This window comes from Lachnospiraceae bacterium JLR.KK008 (assembly GCA_037015955.1).
In the GTDB taxonomy this organism is placed as follows: domain Bacteria; phylum Bacillota; class Clostridia; order Lachnospirales; family Lachnospiraceae; genus VSOB01.
This window is the reverse complement of record CP143548.1, coordinates 2,133,079-2,151,636: the sequence shown is the minus strand read 5'-3', so window position 1 is coordinate 2,151,636 and position 18,558 is coordinate 2,133,079. Positions and strand designations below refer to the sequence as shown.

The 18,558-nt window shown below is 49.5% G+C and carries 16 protein-coding genes; 14 read left to right on the top strand and 2 right to left on the bottom strand.

Annotated elements, in window-relative coordinates; all coding sequences use genetic code 11:
* Positions 1-15 precede the first annotated feature (15 nt).
* From V1224_10785 to V1224_10755, 7 genes are all read left to right on the top strand, one after another.
* On the top strand, positions 16-1,419 hold the full coding sequence (locus V1224_10785; protein ID WWR14975.1) for a proline-rich domain-containing protein: 1,404 nt from the start codon (positions 16-18) through the stop codon (positions 1,417-1,419).
* Between the two features lie 169 nt (positions 1,420-1,588).
* On the top strand, positions 1,589-2,734 hold the full coding sequence (recA, locus tag V1224_10780; protein ID WWR14974.1) for a recombinase RecA: 1,146 nt from the start codon (positions 1,589-1,591) through the stop codon (positions 2,732-2,734).
* A complete protein-coding gene (locus V1224_10775) occupies positions 2,731-3,354 on the top strand; it encodes a regulatory protein RecX (GenBank protein ID WWR14973.1) in 624 nt (207 codons plus the stop codon). The genes recA and V1224_10775 overlap by 4 nt, the downstream gene beginning before the upstream one ends.
* Before the next feature lie 142 nt (positions 3,355-3,496).
* Positions 3,497-5,044 carry a ribonuclease Y gene (gene rny / locus V1224_10770; GenBank protein ID WWR14972.1) on the top strand — a complete coding sequence of 516 codons (1,548 nt, stop codon included), beginning with the start codon at positions 3,497-3,499 and terminating at the stop codon, positions 5,042-5,044.
* 375 nt (positions 5,045-5,419) lie between these two features.
* On the top strand, positions 5,420-6,706 hold the full coding sequence (locus V1224_10765) for an aminotransferase class I/II-fold pyridoxal phosphate-dependent enzyme (protein ID WWR14971.1): 1,287 nt from the start codon (positions 5,420-5,422) through the stop codon (positions 6,704-6,706).
* 33 nt (positions 6,707-6,739) lie between these two features.
* Complete coding sequence (locus V1224_10760) at positions 6,740-7,276, top strand: NUDIX hydrolase (protein ID WWR14970.1); 537 nt, start codon at positions 6,740-6,742, stop codon at positions 7,274-7,276.
* Between the two features lie 28 nt (positions 7,277-7,304).
* On the top strand, positions 7,305-7,916 hold the full coding sequence (locus tag V1224_10755; GenBank protein WWR14969.1) for a stage II sporulation protein M: 612 nt from the start codon (positions 7,305-7,307) through the stop codon (positions 7,914-7,916).
* An 85-nt stretch (positions 7,917-8,001) separates the two neighbouring features.
* Here the strand turns inward: V1224_10755 and V1224_10750 are convergent, their stop codons facing one another.
* On the bottom strand, positions 8,002-9,030 hold the full coding sequence (locus V1224_10750) for a 3-deoxy-7-phosphoheptulonate synthase (protein WWR14968.1): 1,029 nt from the start codon (positions 9,028-9,030) through the stop codon (positions 8,002-8,004).
* 119 nt (positions 9,031-9,149) lie between these two features.
* A complete protein-coding gene (locus tag V1224_10745; protein ID WWR14967.1) occupies positions 9,150-10,475 on the bottom strand; it encodes a polysaccharide biosynthesis protein in 1,326 nt (441 codons plus the stop codon).
* A 360-nt stretch (positions 10,476-10,835) separates the two neighbouring features.
* Here V1224_10745 and nifS point away from each other — a divergent pair, with 360 nt between their 5' ends.
* The 7 genes from nifS to V1224_10710 all read left to right on the top strand — a co-directional run bounded on the left by nifS (position 10,836) and on the right by V1224_10710 (position 18,464).
* On the top strand, positions 10,836-12,017 hold the full coding sequence (gene nifS / locus V1224_10740) for a cysteine desulfurase NifS (GenBank protein WWR14966.1): 1,182 nt from the start codon (positions 10,836-10,838) through the stop codon (positions 12,015-12,017).
* Positions 12,018-12,100: 83 nt separating this feature from the next.
* Positions 12,101-12,541 (top strand): Fe-S cluster assembly scaffold protein NifU, encoded by a 441-nt coding sequence (nifU, locus tag V1224_10735; GenBank protein WWR14965.1) that lies wholly within the window; start codon positions 12,101-12,103, stop codon positions 12,539-12,541.
* Between the two features lie 36 nt (positions 12,542-12,577).
* A complete protein-coding gene (mnmA, locus tag V1224_10730; GenBank protein ID WWR14964.1) occupies positions 12,578-13,669 on the top strand; it encodes a tRNA 2-thiouridine(34) synthase MnmA in 1,092 nt (363 codons plus the stop codon).
* 103 nt (positions 13,670-13,772) lie between these two features.
* Positions 13,773-14,354, top strand: coding sequence for an RNA polymerase sigma factor (locus tag V1224_10725; protein ID WWR14963.1), 582 nt, complete (start codon positions 13,773-13,775; stop codon positions 14,352-14,354).
* Positions 14,323-15,150: a hypothetical protein gene (locus V1224_10720; GenBank protein ID WWR14962.1), complete on the top strand. Its 828-nt coding sequence runs from the start codon at positions 14,323-14,325 to the stop codon at positions 15,148-15,150. Before V1224_10725 ends, V1224_10720 begins: the two co-directional genes overlap by 32 nt.
* A gap of 22 nt (positions 15,151-15,172) precedes the next feature.
* The gene (locus tag V1224_10715; GenBank protein ID WWR14961.1) at positions 15,173-15,802 is read left to right on the top strand and encodes a hypothetical protein; all 630 of its coding nucleotides are present in this window, start codon (positions 15,173-15,175) and stop codon (positions 15,800-15,802) included.
* A 79-nt stretch (positions 15,803-15,881) separates the two neighbouring features.
* A complete protein-coding gene (locus V1224_10710; protein ID WWR14960.1) occupies positions 15,882-18,464 on the top strand; it encodes an FAD-dependent oxidoreductase in 2,583 nt (860 codons plus the stop codon).
* The last annotated feature ends 94 nt before the right edge of the window (positions 18,465-18,558 follow it).

Genomic DNA, 18,558 nt, shown 5'->3' with positions numbered 1-18,558 from the left:
AATGGGGGAACAAGTATGAATGATCAAACGAGGGAAAACTATAATTTCTGTCCGAAATGCGGTGCTTTGATGGAGAATGGGGTCTGTCCGGAATGTTCAGGCCAGCGTGATGAGCAGGGTGTCTATTCCTCGCAGAACTATCCGCAGGAAATGCCGGAGCAGAATTATCAACCGGGAAGCGGTTATCAGACGAATATGTACGGATCAGGGCAGAGTCAGCAGGACCCATATGGATCATATCAGAATCAACAGGACCCATACGGACCATATCAGAATCAACAAGACCCATACGGATCATATCAGAATCAGCAGGACCCGTACGGACCGTATCAGAATCAACAGAATCAGTACGGATCATATCAGAACCAGCAGGGACCGTACCAGAATCAGCAGAACCAGTATTATGGTCAGCAGGGGCCGTATCAGAATCAGCAGGACCAGTATTATGGTCAGCAGGGTTCATATCAGAACCAGCAGAATTCTTATTACGGGCAGCAGAACTATAGTCCGTATAATCCTTATATGAAGCCGAAAAAAGATAACAAAGTGTGGGTGACGATCGGAGTTGTGGTCGCCGTACTCTTTCTGCTCGGTTATATTATATTCAGTTTCTTTTACGGCTATTTTATCATGAAGTATGCGTCGATGGACAGTTCGAATCCGTATGTCGACGAGTATGATTTTGAGGAAGAAGGCAGCGGCATTCAGGACCCGTATTTTTCTTATGACGGAGAGGATGCTTACGGCGGGGACGATTATGTGCCGTCTCCGACAGATACTTATTATTATGGGCCTTGCAACGCCATCAATGAAGACGTGGACTATTCTTTCGTCACGAAATCCTATACGAACGAAGATCCTGACAATGATATAGATGTCGTAATCAATTATATTGAACTGAAGGGGAACAGCATTCCCAATATCGATCAGTTGAACGAAGCCATTGAGACGGTTGCACTCTACTATGCGGAGGACTTCCCCAAATATTCTTATTACGCGGAGTACGGAGAGAGCTATGCCGTATATACGACGACCTATGTGACTTATAACGACGAAGATATGATCAGCATTGTTATTGATGAATATGTGGTTCTGGATGATGAATACCATGTCGATCTGTATCCGATCAACATCGATGTGAAAAATGGCGTTGTGCTGGACAATGGAAGCCTGCTTGAGATTGACGAAGCGTTTGCCAGGGAGTTCCGTGAGAGAAACGACGAGCAGAACGGCAGTATTGATTATCTGGATGCGTTGTCTGATGAAGAGCTGGCACAGGTCCTTCGGGACAGAGATGCCGTGATCGCCTATTATACGCCGCTTGGTATGGAAGTCGGTATGAATTACAGTGACAGCGTTTCCAGCGGCTGGGTGACAGTCACTTATAAGGATTATGACAAATATCTGAAGAAATTCTGAAAATCTATTGACACACTTATCTTTTGCCGGGCTGTGGCAGTCAGCGGCCATCTGGCCCGGCAGTTATATGATTTCCGTTTCCTGAAAAAAGAATTGACAAAATCGAACAGATGTTTTATCCTATTAACAGAACGAATGTTCTATTCGAGAGCGCGTAAGGAGAGTTTATATGGAAAAAGATGATAAATTAAAAGCATTGGATGCCGCATTGGGTCAGATTGAGAAACAGTTTGGAAAAGGCGCGGTGATGAAGCTGGGCGACCCGAAAGTACAGATGAATGTGGAGACGATACCGACAGGTTCTCTGAGTCTGGATATTGCGCTGGGACTTGGCGGGATTCCCAAAGGCAGGATCGTGGAAATATATGGACCGGAGTCCAGCGGCAAGACTACGGTAACGTTACATATGGTCGCGGAAGTGCAGAAACGAGGCGGTATCGCAGGATTTATCGATGCCGAACATGCGCTTGATCCTGTCTATGCGAAAAATATCGGCGTTGATATTGATAATCTCTATATCTCTCAGCCGGATAACGGAGAGCAGGCACTGGAGATCACGGAGACTATGGTGCGTTCGGGGGCGATCGACATCATTGTCGTGGACTCTGTTGCAGCACTTGTACCAAAGGCAGAGATCGACGGCGACATGGGTGACAGCCATGTGGGATTACAGGCCAGGCTGATGTCACAGGCCCTTCGAAAACTGACTGCAGTGATCAGTAAGTCGAACTGTACCGTTATTTTTATCAACCAGCTTCGGGAAAAAGTTGGTGTGATGTTTGGCAATCCCGAGACGACGACAGGTGGGCGCGCACTGAAGTTTTATTCCTCTGTGCGTCTCGATGTGAGAAGGATCGAGACATTAAAACAGAGTGGTGAGATGATTGGAAACCGCACGAGAGTGAAAGTCGTCAAGAACAAAATTGCGCCGCCCTTCAAGGAGGCGGAGTTTGACATTATGTTCGGTCAGGGCATTTCCCGGGAGGGGGATATTCTCGATCTGGCAGCCGCCTGCAATGTGATCAGTAAGAGCGGCGCGTGGTACGCCTATGAGGGCGGTAAAATCGGCCAGGGCCGTGAAAATGCCAAACAATATCTGAAAGATAACCCACAGCTCTGTGAAGAAGTGGAAAACAAAGTCAGAGTGAACTACGGGCTTGGAAATGGTGCAGGCAGTGAAGCGGACGGAGCTCAGAGCGATATGCCTGAAAAGAATGCGGATGCGGATGCCGCTGACGCAGGGAAAAAGGAGAGCGCCGGCAAAAAGACGGCCGCAGACAGGAAAACGACTGCAGCTAAGGCAGAGAGCAAATGACGGAGATGACAGTGACAGAGGTCGAACCGATCTCAAAAACAAGAAGCAGGGTATATGTGGACGGTACAGCCGCTTTTATCTTATACAAGGGCGAGTTGCGCAAATATCAGATCAGAGAGGGCGGCGAGTTGACGGAGGACGTATGGCAGGAACTTCAAACCGAGGTGCTTCCGAAACGTGCCAGACTGCGTGCAATGAATCTTTTAAAAGGCCGGCAATATACACAGCGGCAGCTTATGGACAAACTGTTGCTCGGAGGATACAGTCAGGAGATGGCGCAGGAGGCAGTCGACTATGTAAAATCATATCACTATGTGGATGATGCCAGATATGCCTATGATTACATTTCCTGTCGTATGGGCAGCCACAGTCTGAAAGAGATCGAACAGAAGCTGCTTCAGAAAGGTGTGTGCAGAGAGGTGATCCGCTCTGCGGTGGAAGAACTGGCCGGCGATGGATTTGTTTCGGACGAGGAAGCAATGATACGCAGACTGCTGGAAAAGAAGCACTATTCGTCTGAACATGCCAGCGAAAAAGAGAGACAGCGCATGTATGGATACCTGTACCGCAAAGGGTTTTCCATGGACACTGCCAGACGTGTGATGGAGGAAATGGATTAACAGACAGTTTTACTTGACATAATGGGTAATTGCGTTTAAAATTAATATGTTGTAATTTTTGAAAATTAGGGTATACGGTAAGCAGTATACCCTATATCAGATATTTGTACAATGAAAAATAAATAAGGAGGTGCTCCTGTACATGCTTAGTGTAATAGTAGCAGTAGTTGTTACGCTTCTTATTGCGGTACCGGTGTCTGCCGGAGTAGCTACTTCCTATCGCAAGAAGGTAGTAGAGACTAAGATCGGTAATGCTGAGGAAAAGGCAAGAGAGATCATCGATGAAGCGTTAAAAACTGCGGAGGCTAAGAAGAGGGAAGGCTTACTTGAGATTAAGGAAGAGTCCATTCGTACAAAGAATGAACTTGATAAGGAGATCAAGGAACGCCGTGCTGAAGTACAGCGCTCTGAAAGAAGAGTCCAGCAGAAAGAAGAGAACATCGATAAAAAAGCAGATTCTATCGAAAAGAAAGAAGCAGTGTTGACAGCGAGGGAAGAAGAACTTGGGAAGATGAAAGTAGAAATTTCCAAGCTCAATGAGCAAAGAGTACAGGAACTTGAACGAATCTCCAGATTAACCTCCGAACAGGCAAAAGATTATTTGTTGAAAACTGTGGAAGATGAAGTAAAACATGAAACAGCCATGATGATCAAGGAGATGGAAAGCCGGGCTAAGGAAGAGGCGGACAAGAAGGCGAAGGAATATGTAGTGACTGCCATTCAGAAATGTGCCGCTGACCATGTGTCCGAGACGACGATCTCCGTAGTACAACTTCCCAATGATGAGATGAAGGGAAGGATCATCGGCCGGGAGGGCAGGAATATCCGCACTCTCGAAACAATGACCGGAGTGGATCTGATCATTGACGACACACCGGAAGCCGTGATATTATCCGGTTTTGATCCGATCCGCAGGGAAGTTGCGCGCATTGCTCTTGAAAAACTGATCGTAGACGGACGTATCCATCCGGCAAGGATCGAAGAAATGGTGGAGAAAGCGCAAAAAGAAGTGGAAGTGATGATCAAGGAAGAGGGCGAGGCTGCTACGCTGGAAGTTGGCGTACACGGCATTCATCCGGAACTTGTGAGATTACTTGGTAAAATGAAGTTCAGAACGAGTTATGGTCAGAATGCGCTCAAGCATTCTATCGAGGTTGCCCAGTTATCCGGATTGCTGGCAGCAGAAATGGGATTGGATGTCCGGCTGGCCAAGCGTGCAGGATTGTTGCATGACATTGGAAAAGCAGTCGATCATGAGATGGAAGGCTCCCATATACAGTTAGGTGTTGAGCTTTGCAGGAAATATAAAGAAGGCCCTGTCGTCATCAACAGTGTGGAATCCCATCATGGTGACGTAGAGGCGCAGTCTTTGATCGCTTGCCTTATTCAGGCGGCGGACACGATTTCCGCGGCGCGTCCGGGTGCCAGACGGGAAACGGTGGAAACATATACAAGCAGGTTGAAACAGTTAGAAGAAATCACAAACAATTTCAAAGGTGTCGACAAATCTTTTGCTATTCAGGCAGGCAGAGAGGTTCGTGTCATGGTAGTTCCAGATCAGATTTCGGATTCTGACATGGTACTTTTAGCCCGTGATATTTCCAAACAGATAGAGGCAGAACTGGAATATCCGGGACAAATCAAAGTCAATGTCATCCGCGAATCGCGCGTAATCGATTATGCAAAGTAGAATAGTTTTGCTTATGGGAAAAGGAAACGTTTATGCGTTTCCTTTTTTTATATTTTATGTTATAATAATTAATAGCTTGCATTCTCAGAGGGTGAGAGCCCATGAGAGAAGGAAATAGAAGGAGGCTTATTCATGTTAGTTTTAATGGGTGGTATGTTGGTCATTATCATTGCCGTTGTTGTAGTGGCGGCAGTCTCATCTGTTGTATCCGCAGTGGCGGCAAGTGAGGATATTGATTCATAATACTGGAAATTTCCTCTTGTGTATTTTGGTATCTTGTAGTAGAATAGCAAAGGTGCGATGTTTGATTGTATACAATTATCCAATTAAGCAAAGTAGATCAGAAAACAAGATACTGAAGGACGGTGCGGAAATATGAAACCATACAGAGAGTTAAGCAGAGAAGAATTACTTGCATGCAAGGCAGAATTAGACGCTGCGTACAAAGAGGCGCAGGGCAAAGGGCTGAATCTGGATATGTCCAGAGGGAAGCCGGAGACAGGTCAGCTCGATATGGGCATGGGATTGATGAGCGCATTGGATGTAGACTGTGATATGCGGGCGGAAGACGGTACAGATTGCAGGAATTATGGGGAACTGGACGGTATTATGGAGGCCAAAGGATTGATGGCTGATGTGATGGGAGTCAAAGACCCGGCCAATGTCATTGTACTCGGCAACGGAAGCCTTTCTGTTATGTATGATGCGATCTGTCGTTCCTTTACACATGGGGTAATGGGAAGTACGCCGTGGTGTAAGCTGGAGCGGGTTAAATTCCTCTGTCCGGTTCCCGGCTATGACAGGCACTTCACGATTACGGAACATTTCGGGATTGAGATGATCAATATTCCAATGACTCCGACAGGGCCGGATATGGATCTTGTGGAAAAATATGTATCGGAGGACGCGGCAGTAAAAGGAATCTGGTGTGTGCCCAAGTATTCCAATCCACAGGGGATTTCCTATTCCGACGAGACGGTGAGAAGGTTTGCGGCGCTGAAGCCTGCAGCCGAAGACTTCCGTATTTATTGGGATAACGCCTATGCGGTACATCATCTGTATGATGAGGACCAGGATCAGATTCTTGACATTCTGGAGGAATGTGAGAAAGCAGGCAATCCGGATATGGTATATCTGTTCGGTTCCACTTCCAAAATCAGTATGGCAGGAGCAGGGATCGCGGCGATGGCTGCTTCGAAGAGGAATCTGGATGCGATCAAGAAGTCGATGGCAATCCGCACAATCTGTTATGACAAGATCAATCAGCTGCGGCATGCGAGATTTTTCAAAAATTTTGATGGCGTGAAGGCGCATATGAAGAAACATGCGGCGATTATACGGCCGAAGTTTGAGGCCGTGCTGGAAGTATTGGAGAGAGAGCTTGGCGGCCTTGAAATCGGAAGCTGGGTAAAACCCAAAGGAGGATATTTTATCTCTTTTGAGGCGATGGACGGCTGTGCGAAAAATATAGTTCAGAAGTGCAAAGAGGCGGGTGTGACACTGACGAAAGCGGGTGCGCCTTTCCCTTATGGAAAAGACCCTCACGACAGTAACATTCGTATTGCGCCTACATTTCCGACGGCGACGGAGATGGCAGAGGCGACAGACCTGTTCGTACTGTGTGTGAAACTGGCCAGCATAGAGAAACTGCTGGAGGCATAAAAAAGACTGGCAAAGCGGTATGGGAGAGAGGAAATGAGCGAGGAAATAAAGAGGATCGACCGGACGCTGATTCACAAAGGTGCGATCATAGAATATTATGTAGATACGATGCAGCTCCCGAACGGGAAGCAGGCAAAATGGGATTTTATCCGTCATAACGGAGCGGCAGCGGTCGTTCCGGTAACAGAGGATGGCAGGATTCTGATTGTGTCTCAATACCGCAATGCGCTGGATCGGTATACGCTGGAAATTCCGGCGGGCGGCTTAAACCCCGGTGAGTCGACTGACAAGGCGGCTGCGAGAGAGCTGGAAGAAGAGACGGGATATGTCTCCGGGGATCTGGAGCTTCTGATCTCGATCAATACAACGGTTGCATTTTGCAATGAGAAGATTGATATTTATCTTGCAAGAAACCTCGTAAAGACACACCAGCATTTGGATGAAGATGAATTTTTGAATGTCGGTGCATACGGACTGGAAGAGTTGGAATCGATGATTTTTGAACAGAAGATTTCAGACTCGAAAACGATTGCCGCTTTGATGGCATATAAAGTGAAATACGGCATATAATTGTGAAAAAGACAGAAATGGATATGCTGTGAGAATTTCGAAAATACGATGGAAGAGGGCAGAACGGCCGAACTGGGCGCTGCCCTTTTTTGCCGGGCTGCTGGCGGGGATTGCCCTTGTATATTTAAACACAGGTGTTTTTTTATCAGAATCGGGGTTTTTAAGCCGGATGAATCTGGAACGGCTTGAGCGCCTGGAACTGAATGAAGGAATGTTTTTTCTATATGTACTGCGTGAAAGGCTGGGGACACTCTGGCTGGCGGCAATTCTTTCCACGACTTTTGCCGGTATCGTGACGACATATCTGTTCGTACTATGGACAGGTGTGTGCGGAGGTGTCGCAGCGGCGGTTTCTATTATGAGATATGGCATCAAAGGCTTTCTTTTGCTGGCGGGAGGCATGATGCCGCACTTCCTGCTCTACATACCTGCCTTTTTGCTTCTGGCAGACTGGTGCTTTCAAGTGTGTACCCGGCTGTACTATCCGGTACGTGATTTCACGGAAAGCCGGGAGGGGAAACAGAAAAATCCGGGAATCCTTTTTCACTTTTTGCTGCTTCATGGGATGCTTATTGCGGGAGCGATTCTGGAAAGTTATGTCAATCCGGCGCTGATGAGAGAATTACTGCGGATATTTTGAACGAAATGGTGAAAAAGGTGCTGCCATGTAACGGAAAAGCCGTTAGCTGGCAGCACCTTTCCGGTCTCTGTGGTCTGTGCTGTTGTCATTCATATTCCGCAATATCATAAATCAGACGTTCCGTGTCTTCCCAGCCGAGGCAGGGATCCGTGATCGATTTTCCGTAGATTCCCTCTCCGATCTTCTGTGTGCCTTCGACGAGGTAGCTCTCGACCATGACGCCTTTGACGAGACGGTGAATATCGTGGTTTAATTTGCGGCTGTGCATCACTTCTTTGACGATGCGGATCTGCTGTTTAAACTGCTTGTTGGAATTGCTGTGGTTGGCATCAATGATGCAGGCAGGGTTGAGCAGATCCATACTGTTGTACAGCTCCAGCAGACTGTTTAAGTCCTCGTAATGGTAGTTGGGAAGACTCCGGCCATGTTTGTTGACGGAGCCGCGCAGTACCGTGTGGGCGAGCGGGTTGCCCGGCGTGTTTACTTCCCAGCCGCGGTAAATAAAAGAGTGAGAGTGCTGAGCGGCATATACCGAGTTGAGCATAATGGAAAAATCGCCGCTTGTCGGATTTTTCATCCCTGCGGGCACATCAAAGCCGCTGACAACGAGACGATGCTGCTGATCTTCGACAGAGCGGGCACCGATCGCCACATAGGAAAGAATGTCCGACAGATAGCGCCAGTTTTCCGGGTACAGCATCTCGTCTGCCGCCGTCAGGCCCGACTCTTCAATCACACGGATGTGCATTTTGCGCATGGCGATCAAACCGGCGAGAAAATCAGGCTTCTTGTTGGGGTCGGGCTGATGGAGAATGCCTTTATACCCCTCGCCGGTCGTGCGGGGTTTATTTGTGTAAATCCTCGGAATCAAAATAAGCCTGTCTTTCACCTTTTCACTGACTTTGGCAAGTCTGGTCACATAATCGCAGACGGCATCCTCATTGTCTGCGGAGCAGGGTCCTATTATAAGGAGAAATTTATCACTCTCTCCGGTAATCACTTTTCTGATTTCTTCATCGCGTTGTTCTTTTAAAGCCGCCAGCTCGTTAGGCACCGGATATTGTCCGCGTATTTCGTCAGGCACAGGCAGCTTTTTTACAAATTCGAATCCCATAAGGTCTCCTTTCTCTATAAAGTACACTTGTTATGATTCGGAAATTATGTCTGACTCATTATAATATAAAAAAATAAGGAGGGCAAGTCATAAAGTTCCAGTATTGCTTCACATTTGGCTCAGACATGCCTCTGTATGTAGTATTTTACCGCCAGTATATTTAAAATTGTGATCAGAAACTGGCTTAACAGCAGGCCATAGAGATACCCCTGGATTCCGATGGCAGGAATCAGCCAGAAGACAAAGAGGAGGCGGGTGGCAAGAGCTGCCATGTTAAAAACAAAAGTAACACCTGTTTTCCCAAGCCCGTGCAGAATGCTTGAGAGTGCACCGGACAGATAGAGCAGGGGACAGATAAAACTTAAGGTGAGAATAAAAGACCCTGCCATTTTGCTTTTGAAGAGGACAAGCCCGGCATATTCGCCGATCAGCAGAAAAGAGGCCGTGCAGAAGACGCCGAAGAGCAGGCAGCAGATAACCGACTTGCGCACCGCGCTGCGGATGGCATTTACATTGCCGCTCTCGTCCGCTTCCGAGATCACGGGCAGTAAGAAGACGCAGGCCGAGTTAATGAGTGCGGTCGGGAAGAGGATGAGGGGGAGTGCCATGCCGGTGAGCACGCCATAGACCGACAGTGCCTGCGTCTGGGTAAACCCATGGCGCACGAGACAGCTCGGGATGGACACGGCCTCGATGCTCATCAAAATATTGGTTGCGATGCGGCTGGCGGTAAGCGGTGTGGAAAGCATGAAAATTTTCCAGACCATGGTGCCTGTACGGACGCGACTTGCCGCTATCGGTTTGAGCCGGTAAAAGCGCAGATAGACAGCGGAGAGAGAGATCAGCATGGAGACACATTCTCCGACTGCCAGGCCGATGACTGCGCAGACGATAGCCGGACTCTGGCTCTGTGACTGTAGCCGGTTACAGATCCAGAAGACACTTCCTACCCGGGCGAGCTGCTCCAGAATTTGTGTCAGTGCAGGAATACCGGCGCGTTTGATTCCATAAAAATAGCCGTTTATGAGTGAGTGGAGTGAGCAAAAGGGGATCGAAAGCGCAAAGACCCGCAGAAGCGGCGCGCAGCGCTGTTCCAACAGGAAACGGACAGCGATCAGGTCTGCCTGCCGGTAGATAAACCATGTGCAGAGGAACGACAGGGGCATGGAGAGCAGAAAGCCGGCCAGGAGAACGCGCAGGGAAGCACGGTAATCGTGGGTGGTTGTCTCCGAGGCGGTGAATTTGGAGACGGCAGTCTGGATGCCGGCCGCTGTGAGGGAGAAAGAGAGCGCCATGACCGGAGCGAGCAGCTGGTAGATCCCCATCCCTTCTTCGCCGAATGTCTGGGAAAGAAATGCCCTGTAAAAAAAGCCGATGAGACGGCTTAGAAATCCTGCCAGAGTGAGGATAAGCGTTCCGGTCAGGAAGGAATTCTTTTTCAACATAATAACACCTGTAATCAAATGATTGTTACTTCATTATATGTGTGAGACAGGCACATAAATGAGCAAAAGAGCAGTGATCACAGAAAGTTTTCGGGCTATCCTGCCAGCACAGGCAGAGAACTTCCAAGGGAATGATCATTTACGGACAGGTATCGGCGTGTGCCAAAGAGTATACGGGAAGAACAGGGGTAAAGTCTGCCCAATCATCGGGGCTTTGCGCTTTATTGTCCTGAGGGAAACAGGTCAGATTTATCTGCCATTGAAGGCGGCAGCCTTTATTGACAGAACCGACAGGTGGTGTTATAGTGGAATCACTGAATTCGTAGTGAATTACTAGGAAATGAAAAGGAGTGACCAACGATGGGATCTTATATATATTTGGACAACGCGGCGACGACCAGGACCGCACAGGAAGTTGTGGATGCCATGCTTCCCTTTTTTACCGAGGCGTATGGCAATCCGAGCAGCATTTATTCTCTGGGCGCAAAAAGTAAGGAAGCGGTGACGAAGGCGAGAGAGACGATCGCCCGGTCACTGGGCGCACAGACAAACGAGATTTATTTCACGGCGGGTGGTTCGGAGGCGGATAACTGGGCGCTGAAGACGGCCGCAGAAGCCTATCAGGGTAAGGGCAGACATATCATTACTTCCGCGATCGAACACCATGCGATTCTGCATACCTGTGATTATCTGGCAGGAAGAGGGTTTGAGATTACTTACATTGATGTGGATGAAAACGGTATCGTGAAACTGGACGAACTGAAGGCGGCGATCCGTCCGGATACGATACTGATCAGCGTGATGTTTGCCAACAATGAGATCGGTACAATCCAGCCCGTCAGAGAGATCGGGGAGATCACCCATGAGAGAGGCATTTTGTTTCATACGGACGCGGTACAGGCATACGGACAGCTGCCGATCGACGTGGATGAACTGCACATCGACATGCTCAGTGCCAGCGGACATAAACTGAATGGGCCGAAGGGCGTCGGCTTTCTCTATATCAGAAAGGGTGTGAAGATTCGCTCGTTTGTCCATGGCGGACAGCAGGAGCGGGCCAGAAGAGCAGGCACGGAGAATGTCCCCGGTATTGTCGGCATGGGAGCGGCCGCAGCGCGGGCGTTTCGAATCATGGAAGAAAAGACACAGAGGGAAATTGCACTCCGCGATCATCTGATCCGGAAGATTGAGTCGGAGATTCCCTATTGCAGGCTGAACGGCGACCGGGTAAGGCGTCTTCCGAACAATGTCAATTTCAGCTTTCGCTTTGTGGAGGGGGAATCGCTGCTGATCATGCTTGATATGGAGGGGATCTGCGCTTCCAGCGGCTCTGCCTGTACTTCCGGTTCTCTGGACCCCTCGCATGTTCTGCTTGCGATCGGTCTGCCTCATGAGATCGCGCATGGTTCTCTGCGGCTTACTTTGAGTGAGGAGACGACAGAGGAAGAGCTGGATACCGTGGCAGATGCGGTGAAACGGATTGTGGAACGGCTGCGGTCGATGTCACCGCTCTACGAGGATTTTATAAAGAATCAGAAATAACGGGAAATGACAAAATAATATCGATAGTTATAATATCAATAGTTATAGAATCAACAGTTATCAAACTAACCGGAGGAATTGATATGTACAGTGAAAAAGTGATGGATCATTTTCAGAATCCGCGAAATGTAGGCGAGATCGAGGATGCCAGTGGTGTCGGTACGGTCGGCAATGCAAAATGTGGCGATATTATGAGGATCTATCTGGACATCGATGAGAATGAAGTGATCAGAGACGTAAAGTTTAAGACATTTGGCTGTGGAGCGGCTGTGGCGACTTCCAGCATGGCCACGGAACTTGTAAAAGGTAAAAAGATTGAGGAAGCGATGAAGGTGACGAACAGGGCGGTCATGGAGGCGCTTGACGGGCTGCCGCCGGTCAAGGTGCACTGTTCTTTGCTTGCGGAGGAAGCCATCCATGCGGCGCTCTGGGATTATGCGCAGAAAAGCGGCATTACGATCGAAGGATTGGAGAAGCCAAAGTCCGATATTCATGAGGATGAGGAGACGGAAGAAGAATATTGAATCCGGGTGTTATGCGGATTCTGAAAGGATCACAGTATGAATGGAAAAAAGGTAGTGGTAGGCATGTCAGGCGGAGTGGATTCCTCCGTCGCGGCATGCCTTTTAAAAACTCAGGGATATGAAGTGATCGGTGTGACGATGCAGATCTGGCGGGATGAGTCGCAGGAACAGCAGTCGGAAAACGGAGGCTGCTGCGGTCTTTCTGCCGTGGACGATGCGAGGCGGGTAGCCCAGGCGCTTGACATTCCCTATTATGTGATGAATTTTAAGCAGGAGTTTCAGTCGGCGGTGATCGATTACTTTGTGGCGGAATATTTGCGGGGAAGGACGCCCAACCCATGTATTGCCTGCAATCGTTATGTGAAATGGGAAGCAATGCTGCGGCGCAGCCTGGAGATCGGGGCAGATTTTATTGCCACCGGACATTATGCGCGCGTGGAACAATTAGAAAACAAGCGTTATTGTGTGAGTATGTCAAAAACTGCAGTCAAAGATCAGACATATGCCCTCTATAATCTGACCCAGTTCCAACTGGCGCATACGCTGATGCCGGTGGGCGGTTATACAAAAGAGGAGATACGGCAGATTGCCGGGGAATACCGGCTGCCGGTCGCTCATAAGCCGGACAGCCAGGAAATCTGTTTCGTGCCGGATAACGACTATGCCGCATTGATCGAGCGGGAGGCGGGGAAGGCAGTACCCGGACCGGGTAATTTTGTCACGGCGGATGGAAAAATACTCGGACGGCATAAGGGGATTACCCACTATACGGTAGGACAGCGTAAAGGATTGCAGTTGTCGATGGGCCATCCGGTCTTTGTCACGGAGATCCGTCCGCAGACAGATGAGGTCGTCATCGGGGAGGCGGAGGACGTGTTTACACAGGAATTGTATTGTAACGATCTGAACTGTATGGCAGTGGAACGGTTTGAGGATGGGGACCGTTTTCTGACCAAGGTGCGCTACGGCCATAGGGGGACGATGTGTACGGTGGAAAAGATCGGAGATGATATGCTCCGGTGTATGTTTGATGAGCCGGTAAGGGCGGTGACACCCGGACAGGCCGTTGTATTTTACAGAGACCGGTACGTTGCCGGGGGCGGCACAATCATCGGCAGCCATTTATAAAGACTCCAATCATAATTTTTCTCAAAATCAATGAACCGTTTCCCATACAGAACGCTCTTATAGTCAGATACGTATCGATAAGAAACATAAAGGAGCGCCGGACATGGATGAATCAAAACTGGTACAGCGTTTGAAAGCCGGAGACAGACAGGCTTTTGACATATTGTACGAAAAATATAAGAATATACTTCTGCGTATGGCATATCTGGTCAGCGGCTCTGCAGATGACGCTGAAGATGTCGTTCAGGAGACGTTTGTAAAGTGTTATCTGCATATCGGCAGTCTGAAAAAGAATACGGGCTTCCAGCCATGGCTTTTTCAAATCCTCTACCGCACGGCATATGCACACGGAAAGAAAAGCAGACGGGAAATTCCTGACGATGAGATTGCCGTACGGGCAGATGCAACGGACGGTGTGACTTCTCTGGACCGGATCTTACAGTCGGAAAGGCAGCGGGTGATCAGGACTGCAGTACAGGCTCTCAGTTTCAAGCATCGGGCGGTCGTTGTTTTGTTTTATTATAACGAGATGCCCGTCAGGGAGATTGCCAGGATACTCAGTACGACAGAAGGGACGGTAAAGTCCAGACTGTTTGCAGCAAGAAAAAAGCTGGGTGAAAGTTTGCAGCAGTTAGAGGAAGGAGACAGAGAATATGAAAAAAAGCCTGGAACCTATCTTTTATAGAGAACGGGAAACAAAAGACAGGGAGATCAGAGAGGCTTTGTGTGCCAGTGTGCAATTTGTGGAGGCCTCCGATCAGATGAAACGACAGATCGATCGTCGGATTGAGAAGGAATCGGTAAAGGAGGAAATTATGAGAAAACACTTCAACGTAAAAAAGGTGATCCTCAGCGTGGCTGCGGCATGTCTTGCAGTGGGGACGGTATGTATCGCAGGAAGCGGACTTAAATATTATATGGGAGGATCTTCTTCCATCCCGGATTATACGGAGTTTTCAGATCTGGCGGAAGCGGAAGAGACAATCGGTTATGATGTGAAGGCAGTGGAAAATTTTGACAACGGCTATCGGTTTCAGAGTATAAGCATTATGGATGAGGCGCTGATGAATGAGGTCGGAGAGGTACAGGAGAGCCAGAAAGGCCTGCAGATTTGTTATGAGAAAGACGGAGAGGAGATCACACTTTTCGTACGCGGACTGTATCAGGAAGAGATCGATACGCTGGAGGAAAAGGGAATGGATAAGTATGATCAGACATTGCAGGTGGGAGAGGTAGAGGCCGGTTTCCGGCAGATCACCAATAAATTTGTCCCTCCGGATTATGAACTGACAGAGGAAGATGAGAAAAATATGGAAAATCCGAATTTCAATCTGGCGTACGGCAGTTCGGAGGTAGAGGAAAATAAAGGCTTCTCTACGTTGTGGATCGAGGATGGTATCATTTATAATCTGTATGGCACGGATCTGACTATTACCGGGGAAGAGATGCTGGAGATGGCGAGAACGATCATTGAGAATTGACAGGAGAGAGGAAAGCGGGAGTATGAAAAGTAAAATAACATATGTGGTTGTAGTCGGCATGTGTGTTCTTCTGATGGCATTGGCAGCAGGTTGCGGCGGGCAGGAGCAGCCCGCCGCCTCTGACGGGGCAGAGTCTGCAGCGTCAGGGACGGAGCCGGGCAGTGAGATACAGGAGGAAGAAGAGCCGGTAGCAGAGACACAGGAAGAAAGAGAAGGAGAGACACAGGCGGGCGGTGATTCCGAAGGGCTGGCAGAGCCGGAGAGCGCTGCGCCGACAGAAGCAGACAAGCAAGAAGGCAAAGGGTCAGAGAAGAAATTGGACGGCGACGAACTGGATGGGATTGTCATAACTGTGGACAAGAGTAATAAAACAGTGGTTATTGATAAGTTTTATATCGAGGCGGACCAGGAAAGCGGACTGGAGAAAGTACATAATCAGGAAGGACTGCTGGTCAACGTTTACTTTTTAGATGGCACCAGTTATATATTAGAGGAGATCACGGACGTTGGTGGAAATGTGACGAAAAAGGAGGCGGGCTTTTCAGATATTCAGGAAGGCGATATGCTGCATCTGAAAGGTAAGGAGGCAATCAGTGACATTTCGGGCGATGAGTTTCTTTCGTCAGAAGTGACAATAACAAGGGTTATGTAAATACGGTATTTCGTCAATGTTCCTTTTATGGTATACTTTTCCTGAGCATTTTATGGATCACGTGCAAAGGAGGATTCTTATGAAAGTATTGGTCATTGGCGGGGTAGCGGCCGGGACGAAGACGGCGGCAAAGTTAAAGCGCGCCGACAGGGGCGCACAAGTGACCGTGATCACGAAAGGACGGGAGATTTCTTACGCGGGGTGTGGACTGCCCTATTATGTGGGAGGACTGATCGCGGAACCGGAAGAGCTGATCGTGAATTCACCCGAAAAATATGCCGCACTGACAGGTGTGGAAGTGCGGACGGAAAAAGAGGCGGTGAGACTGGACGCACAGGCGAAGACCGTGATGGTGCGGGATGTCAGAACAGGGGCGGAGGAGCCCGTTTCCTATGACAAGCTGGTGATTGCCACGGGCGCCTCTCCTGCCGTTCCTCCGGTCCGGGGAATGGAACTGCAAGGTGTGTTTACGATCCGGGTTCCCGGGGATGCGATCGGCGTCCGCGCCTATGTGAAAGAGAATCAGGTGAAGAAGGCAGTTGTAGTCGGAGCGGGATTTATCGGACTGGAGATGGCTGAGAATCTGCAGCAGCAGGGAGTTTCCGTGACCGTCATTGATTTCGCGCCGCAGATCCTGCCCAATATTCTCGATCCGGAGATGGCTGCTTACGGGAAAAAGCATCTGTTGAAAAAAGGCATCCGGGTAATCACAGGGACGAAGGCAGAGGAGATCGTGGGAGAGGGCCAGGTGATGGCAGTGAAGACGACTGCCGGAAAACTGGACTGCGGTCTGGTGATTATGTCTGCGGGTATCCGGCCGAATACGGCCTTTTTGGAGGGCAGCGGTATCGAGATGAACCGGGGAACGATTGTGGTGGACCGGTCAATGCGGACCAGTCTGCCCGATGTCTATGCCGCCGGGGACTGTGTGCAGGTGACAAACCGTATTACCGGGGCGGGCCAGTGGTCACCGATGGGTTCTTCCGCCAACATGGAAGGAAGAACGCTGGCGCAGATTCTGACGGGGACAGAAAAAGAATATCCCGGCGTGCTTGGCACGGGCGTTGTCAAACTGCCGGGACTGAACTGTGGTCGTACGGGACTGACACAGGAGCAGGCCAGGGCAGCAGGCTATCAGGTGGAGACGGTGCTTGCCGTCACGGATGACAAAGCGCACTATTATCCGGATGCGGCATTTTTTGCCACCAAACTGATTGCGGACCGGGAGAGTCACAGGCTGCTCGGAATGCAGGTGTTTGGGCCGGGCGCGGTAGATAAAATGGTGGACATCGCCGTAATGGGCATCAATATGGGGGCGAGACTGGAAGACTTTGAGAATGCCGACTTCGCCTATGCGCCTCCATTTTCGACGGCGATCCATCCGTTTGTACAGGCGGTGTATGTGCTGCTGAATAAATTAAACGGAGATATGGTCAGCATGACGCCGGAGGAATATGCGGCAGGCAGGGCGGAAGGCTATCGGGTGCTCGACGTGGCTCCGGTGCCTGTGATTAGCGGTGCGCAGTATATTAATCTGGGAGAAGTAAACGGTGAGCTGCCGGGCATTGGCAGGGACGAAAAACTGCTGCTTGTGTGTGCAAAGGGCAAGAGAGGTTACTTCCTGCAGAATCGTCTGCGTTATTACGGATATACGAATACGGTTGTACTGGAGGGCGCGACTTTCTTCAACGATGTAAAAGTGAAGGATGTGGACGGGCAGGTTTCCAGGGAGGAAGAGACGAGAGTCAAGGCGCTTGGCTTTTTGAAAGATAAAAGGACGCCGGATAGGTTCAATGGGCGTGTGATTACGAGAAACGGAAAGATTACGGCGCAGGAGGCGAAAGCCATTGCGGAGGCTGCCGAGCGATTTGGCAGCGGGCAGGTGACGATGACTTCCCGTCTGACAATGGAGATTCAGGGAGTTCCCTTTGAGAATATCGAGCCGCTGCGGGAGTACCTGCTTCAGGAGGGGCTGGAAATGGGCGGTACGGGCTCCAAAGTGCGGCCGGTTGTATCCTGCAAGGGCACGACTTGTCAGTATGGTCTGATCGATACTTTCGCCCTCTCCGAAGAAATCCACGAACGGTTCTTTCACGGTTATGCGAACGTTAAGCTGCCGCACAAATTCAAGATCGCCGTGGGCGGCTGCCCGAACAACTGTGTCAAGCCGGACCTGAACGATCTCGGTATTATCGGTCAGCGGGTTCCGCAGATTGATTTTGAGAAATGCCGCGGCTGTAAAGTATGTCAGGTAGAGGCAAACTGTCCGATCCAGGTAGCCAAAGTGCAGGATGGAAAAATCGTGATTGACGACAATGTGTGTAATCACTGCGGCCGCTGCATAGGGAAATGTCCATTTGGCGCGCTGGAAAACCATACGAACGGGTATCGGATCTACATAGGCGGCCGCTGGGGTAAGAAAGTTGCCCAGGGCAGGTATCTGGACAAAGTCTTTACCGATCAGGAAGAAGTGTTGGCGGTTGTTGAGAAAGCGATCTTATTATTCCGGGAACAGGGGATGACAGGAGAGCGGTTTGCCGATACGGTGGCGAGAATCGGTTTTGAACAGGTACAGGAGCAGCTGCTTGCCGATGATCTGCTGGCGAGAAAGGCAGAAAACATTGCGGCGCAGAAACATATGAAAGGCGGCGCTACCTGCTGACAGATTGCAGCGCCGGTCAGAGATAAGAGATCATATGGGATCATATATGACGGGATTCATGCCGGCCAGAGGGCCTGCGGCGGGACGAAACCCT

Coding starts and splice junctions, on each gene's coding strand:
- V1224_10785 (WWR14975.1), top strand. CDS start 16: ATGAATGATCAAACGAGGGAAAACTATAATTTCTGTCCGAAATGCGGT.
- recA (WWR14974.1), top strand. CDS start 1,589: ATGGAAAAAGATGATAAATTAAAAGCATTGGATGCCGCATTGGGTCAG.
- V1224_10775 (WWR14973.1), top strand. CDS start 2,731: ATGACGGAGATGACAGTGACAGAGGTCGAACCGATCTCAAAAACAAGA.
- rny (WWR14972.1), top strand. CDS start 3,497: ATGCTTAGTGTAATAGTAGCAGTAGTTGTTACGCTTCTTATTGCGGTA.
- V1224_10765 (WWR14971.1), top strand. CDS start 5,420: ATGAAACCATACAGAGAGTTAAGCAGAGAAGAATTACTTGCATGCAAG.
- V1224_10760 (WWR14970.1), top strand. CDS start 6,740: ATGAGCGAGGAAATAAAGAGGATCGACCGGACGCTGATTCACAAAGGT.
- V1224_10750 (WWR14968.1), bottom strand. CDS start 9,030: ATGGGATTCGAATTTGTAAAAAAGCTGCCTGTGCCTGACGAAATACGC.
- V1224_10745 (WWR14967.1), bottom strand. CDS start 10,475: ATGTTGAAAAAGAATTCCTTCCTGACCGGAACGCTTATCCTCACTCTG.
- nifS (WWR14966.1), top strand. CDS start 10,836: ATGGGATCTTATATATATTTGGACAACGCGGCGACGACCAGGACCGCA.
- nifU (WWR14965.1), top strand. CDS start 12,101: ATGTACAGTGAAAAAGTGATGGATCATTTTCAGAATCCGCGAAATGTA.
- mnmA (WWR14964.1), top strand. CDS start 12,578: ATGAATGGAAAAAAGGTAGTGGTAGGCATGTCAGGCGGAGTGGATTCC.
- V1224_10725 (WWR14963.1), top strand. CDS start 13,773: ATGGATGAATCAAAACTGGTACAGCGTTTGAAAGCCGGAGACAGACAG.
- V1224_10720 (WWR14962.1), top strand. CDS start 14,323: ATGAAAAAAAGCCTGGAACCTATCTTTTATAGAGAACGGGAAACAAAA.
- V1224_10715 (WWR14961.1), top strand. CDS start 15,173: ATGAAAAGTAAAATAACATATGTGGTTGTAGTCGGCATGTGTGTTCTT.
- V1224_10710 (WWR14960.1), top strand. CDS start 15,882: ATGAAAGTATTGGTCATTGGCGGGGTAGCGGCCGGGACGAAGACGGCG.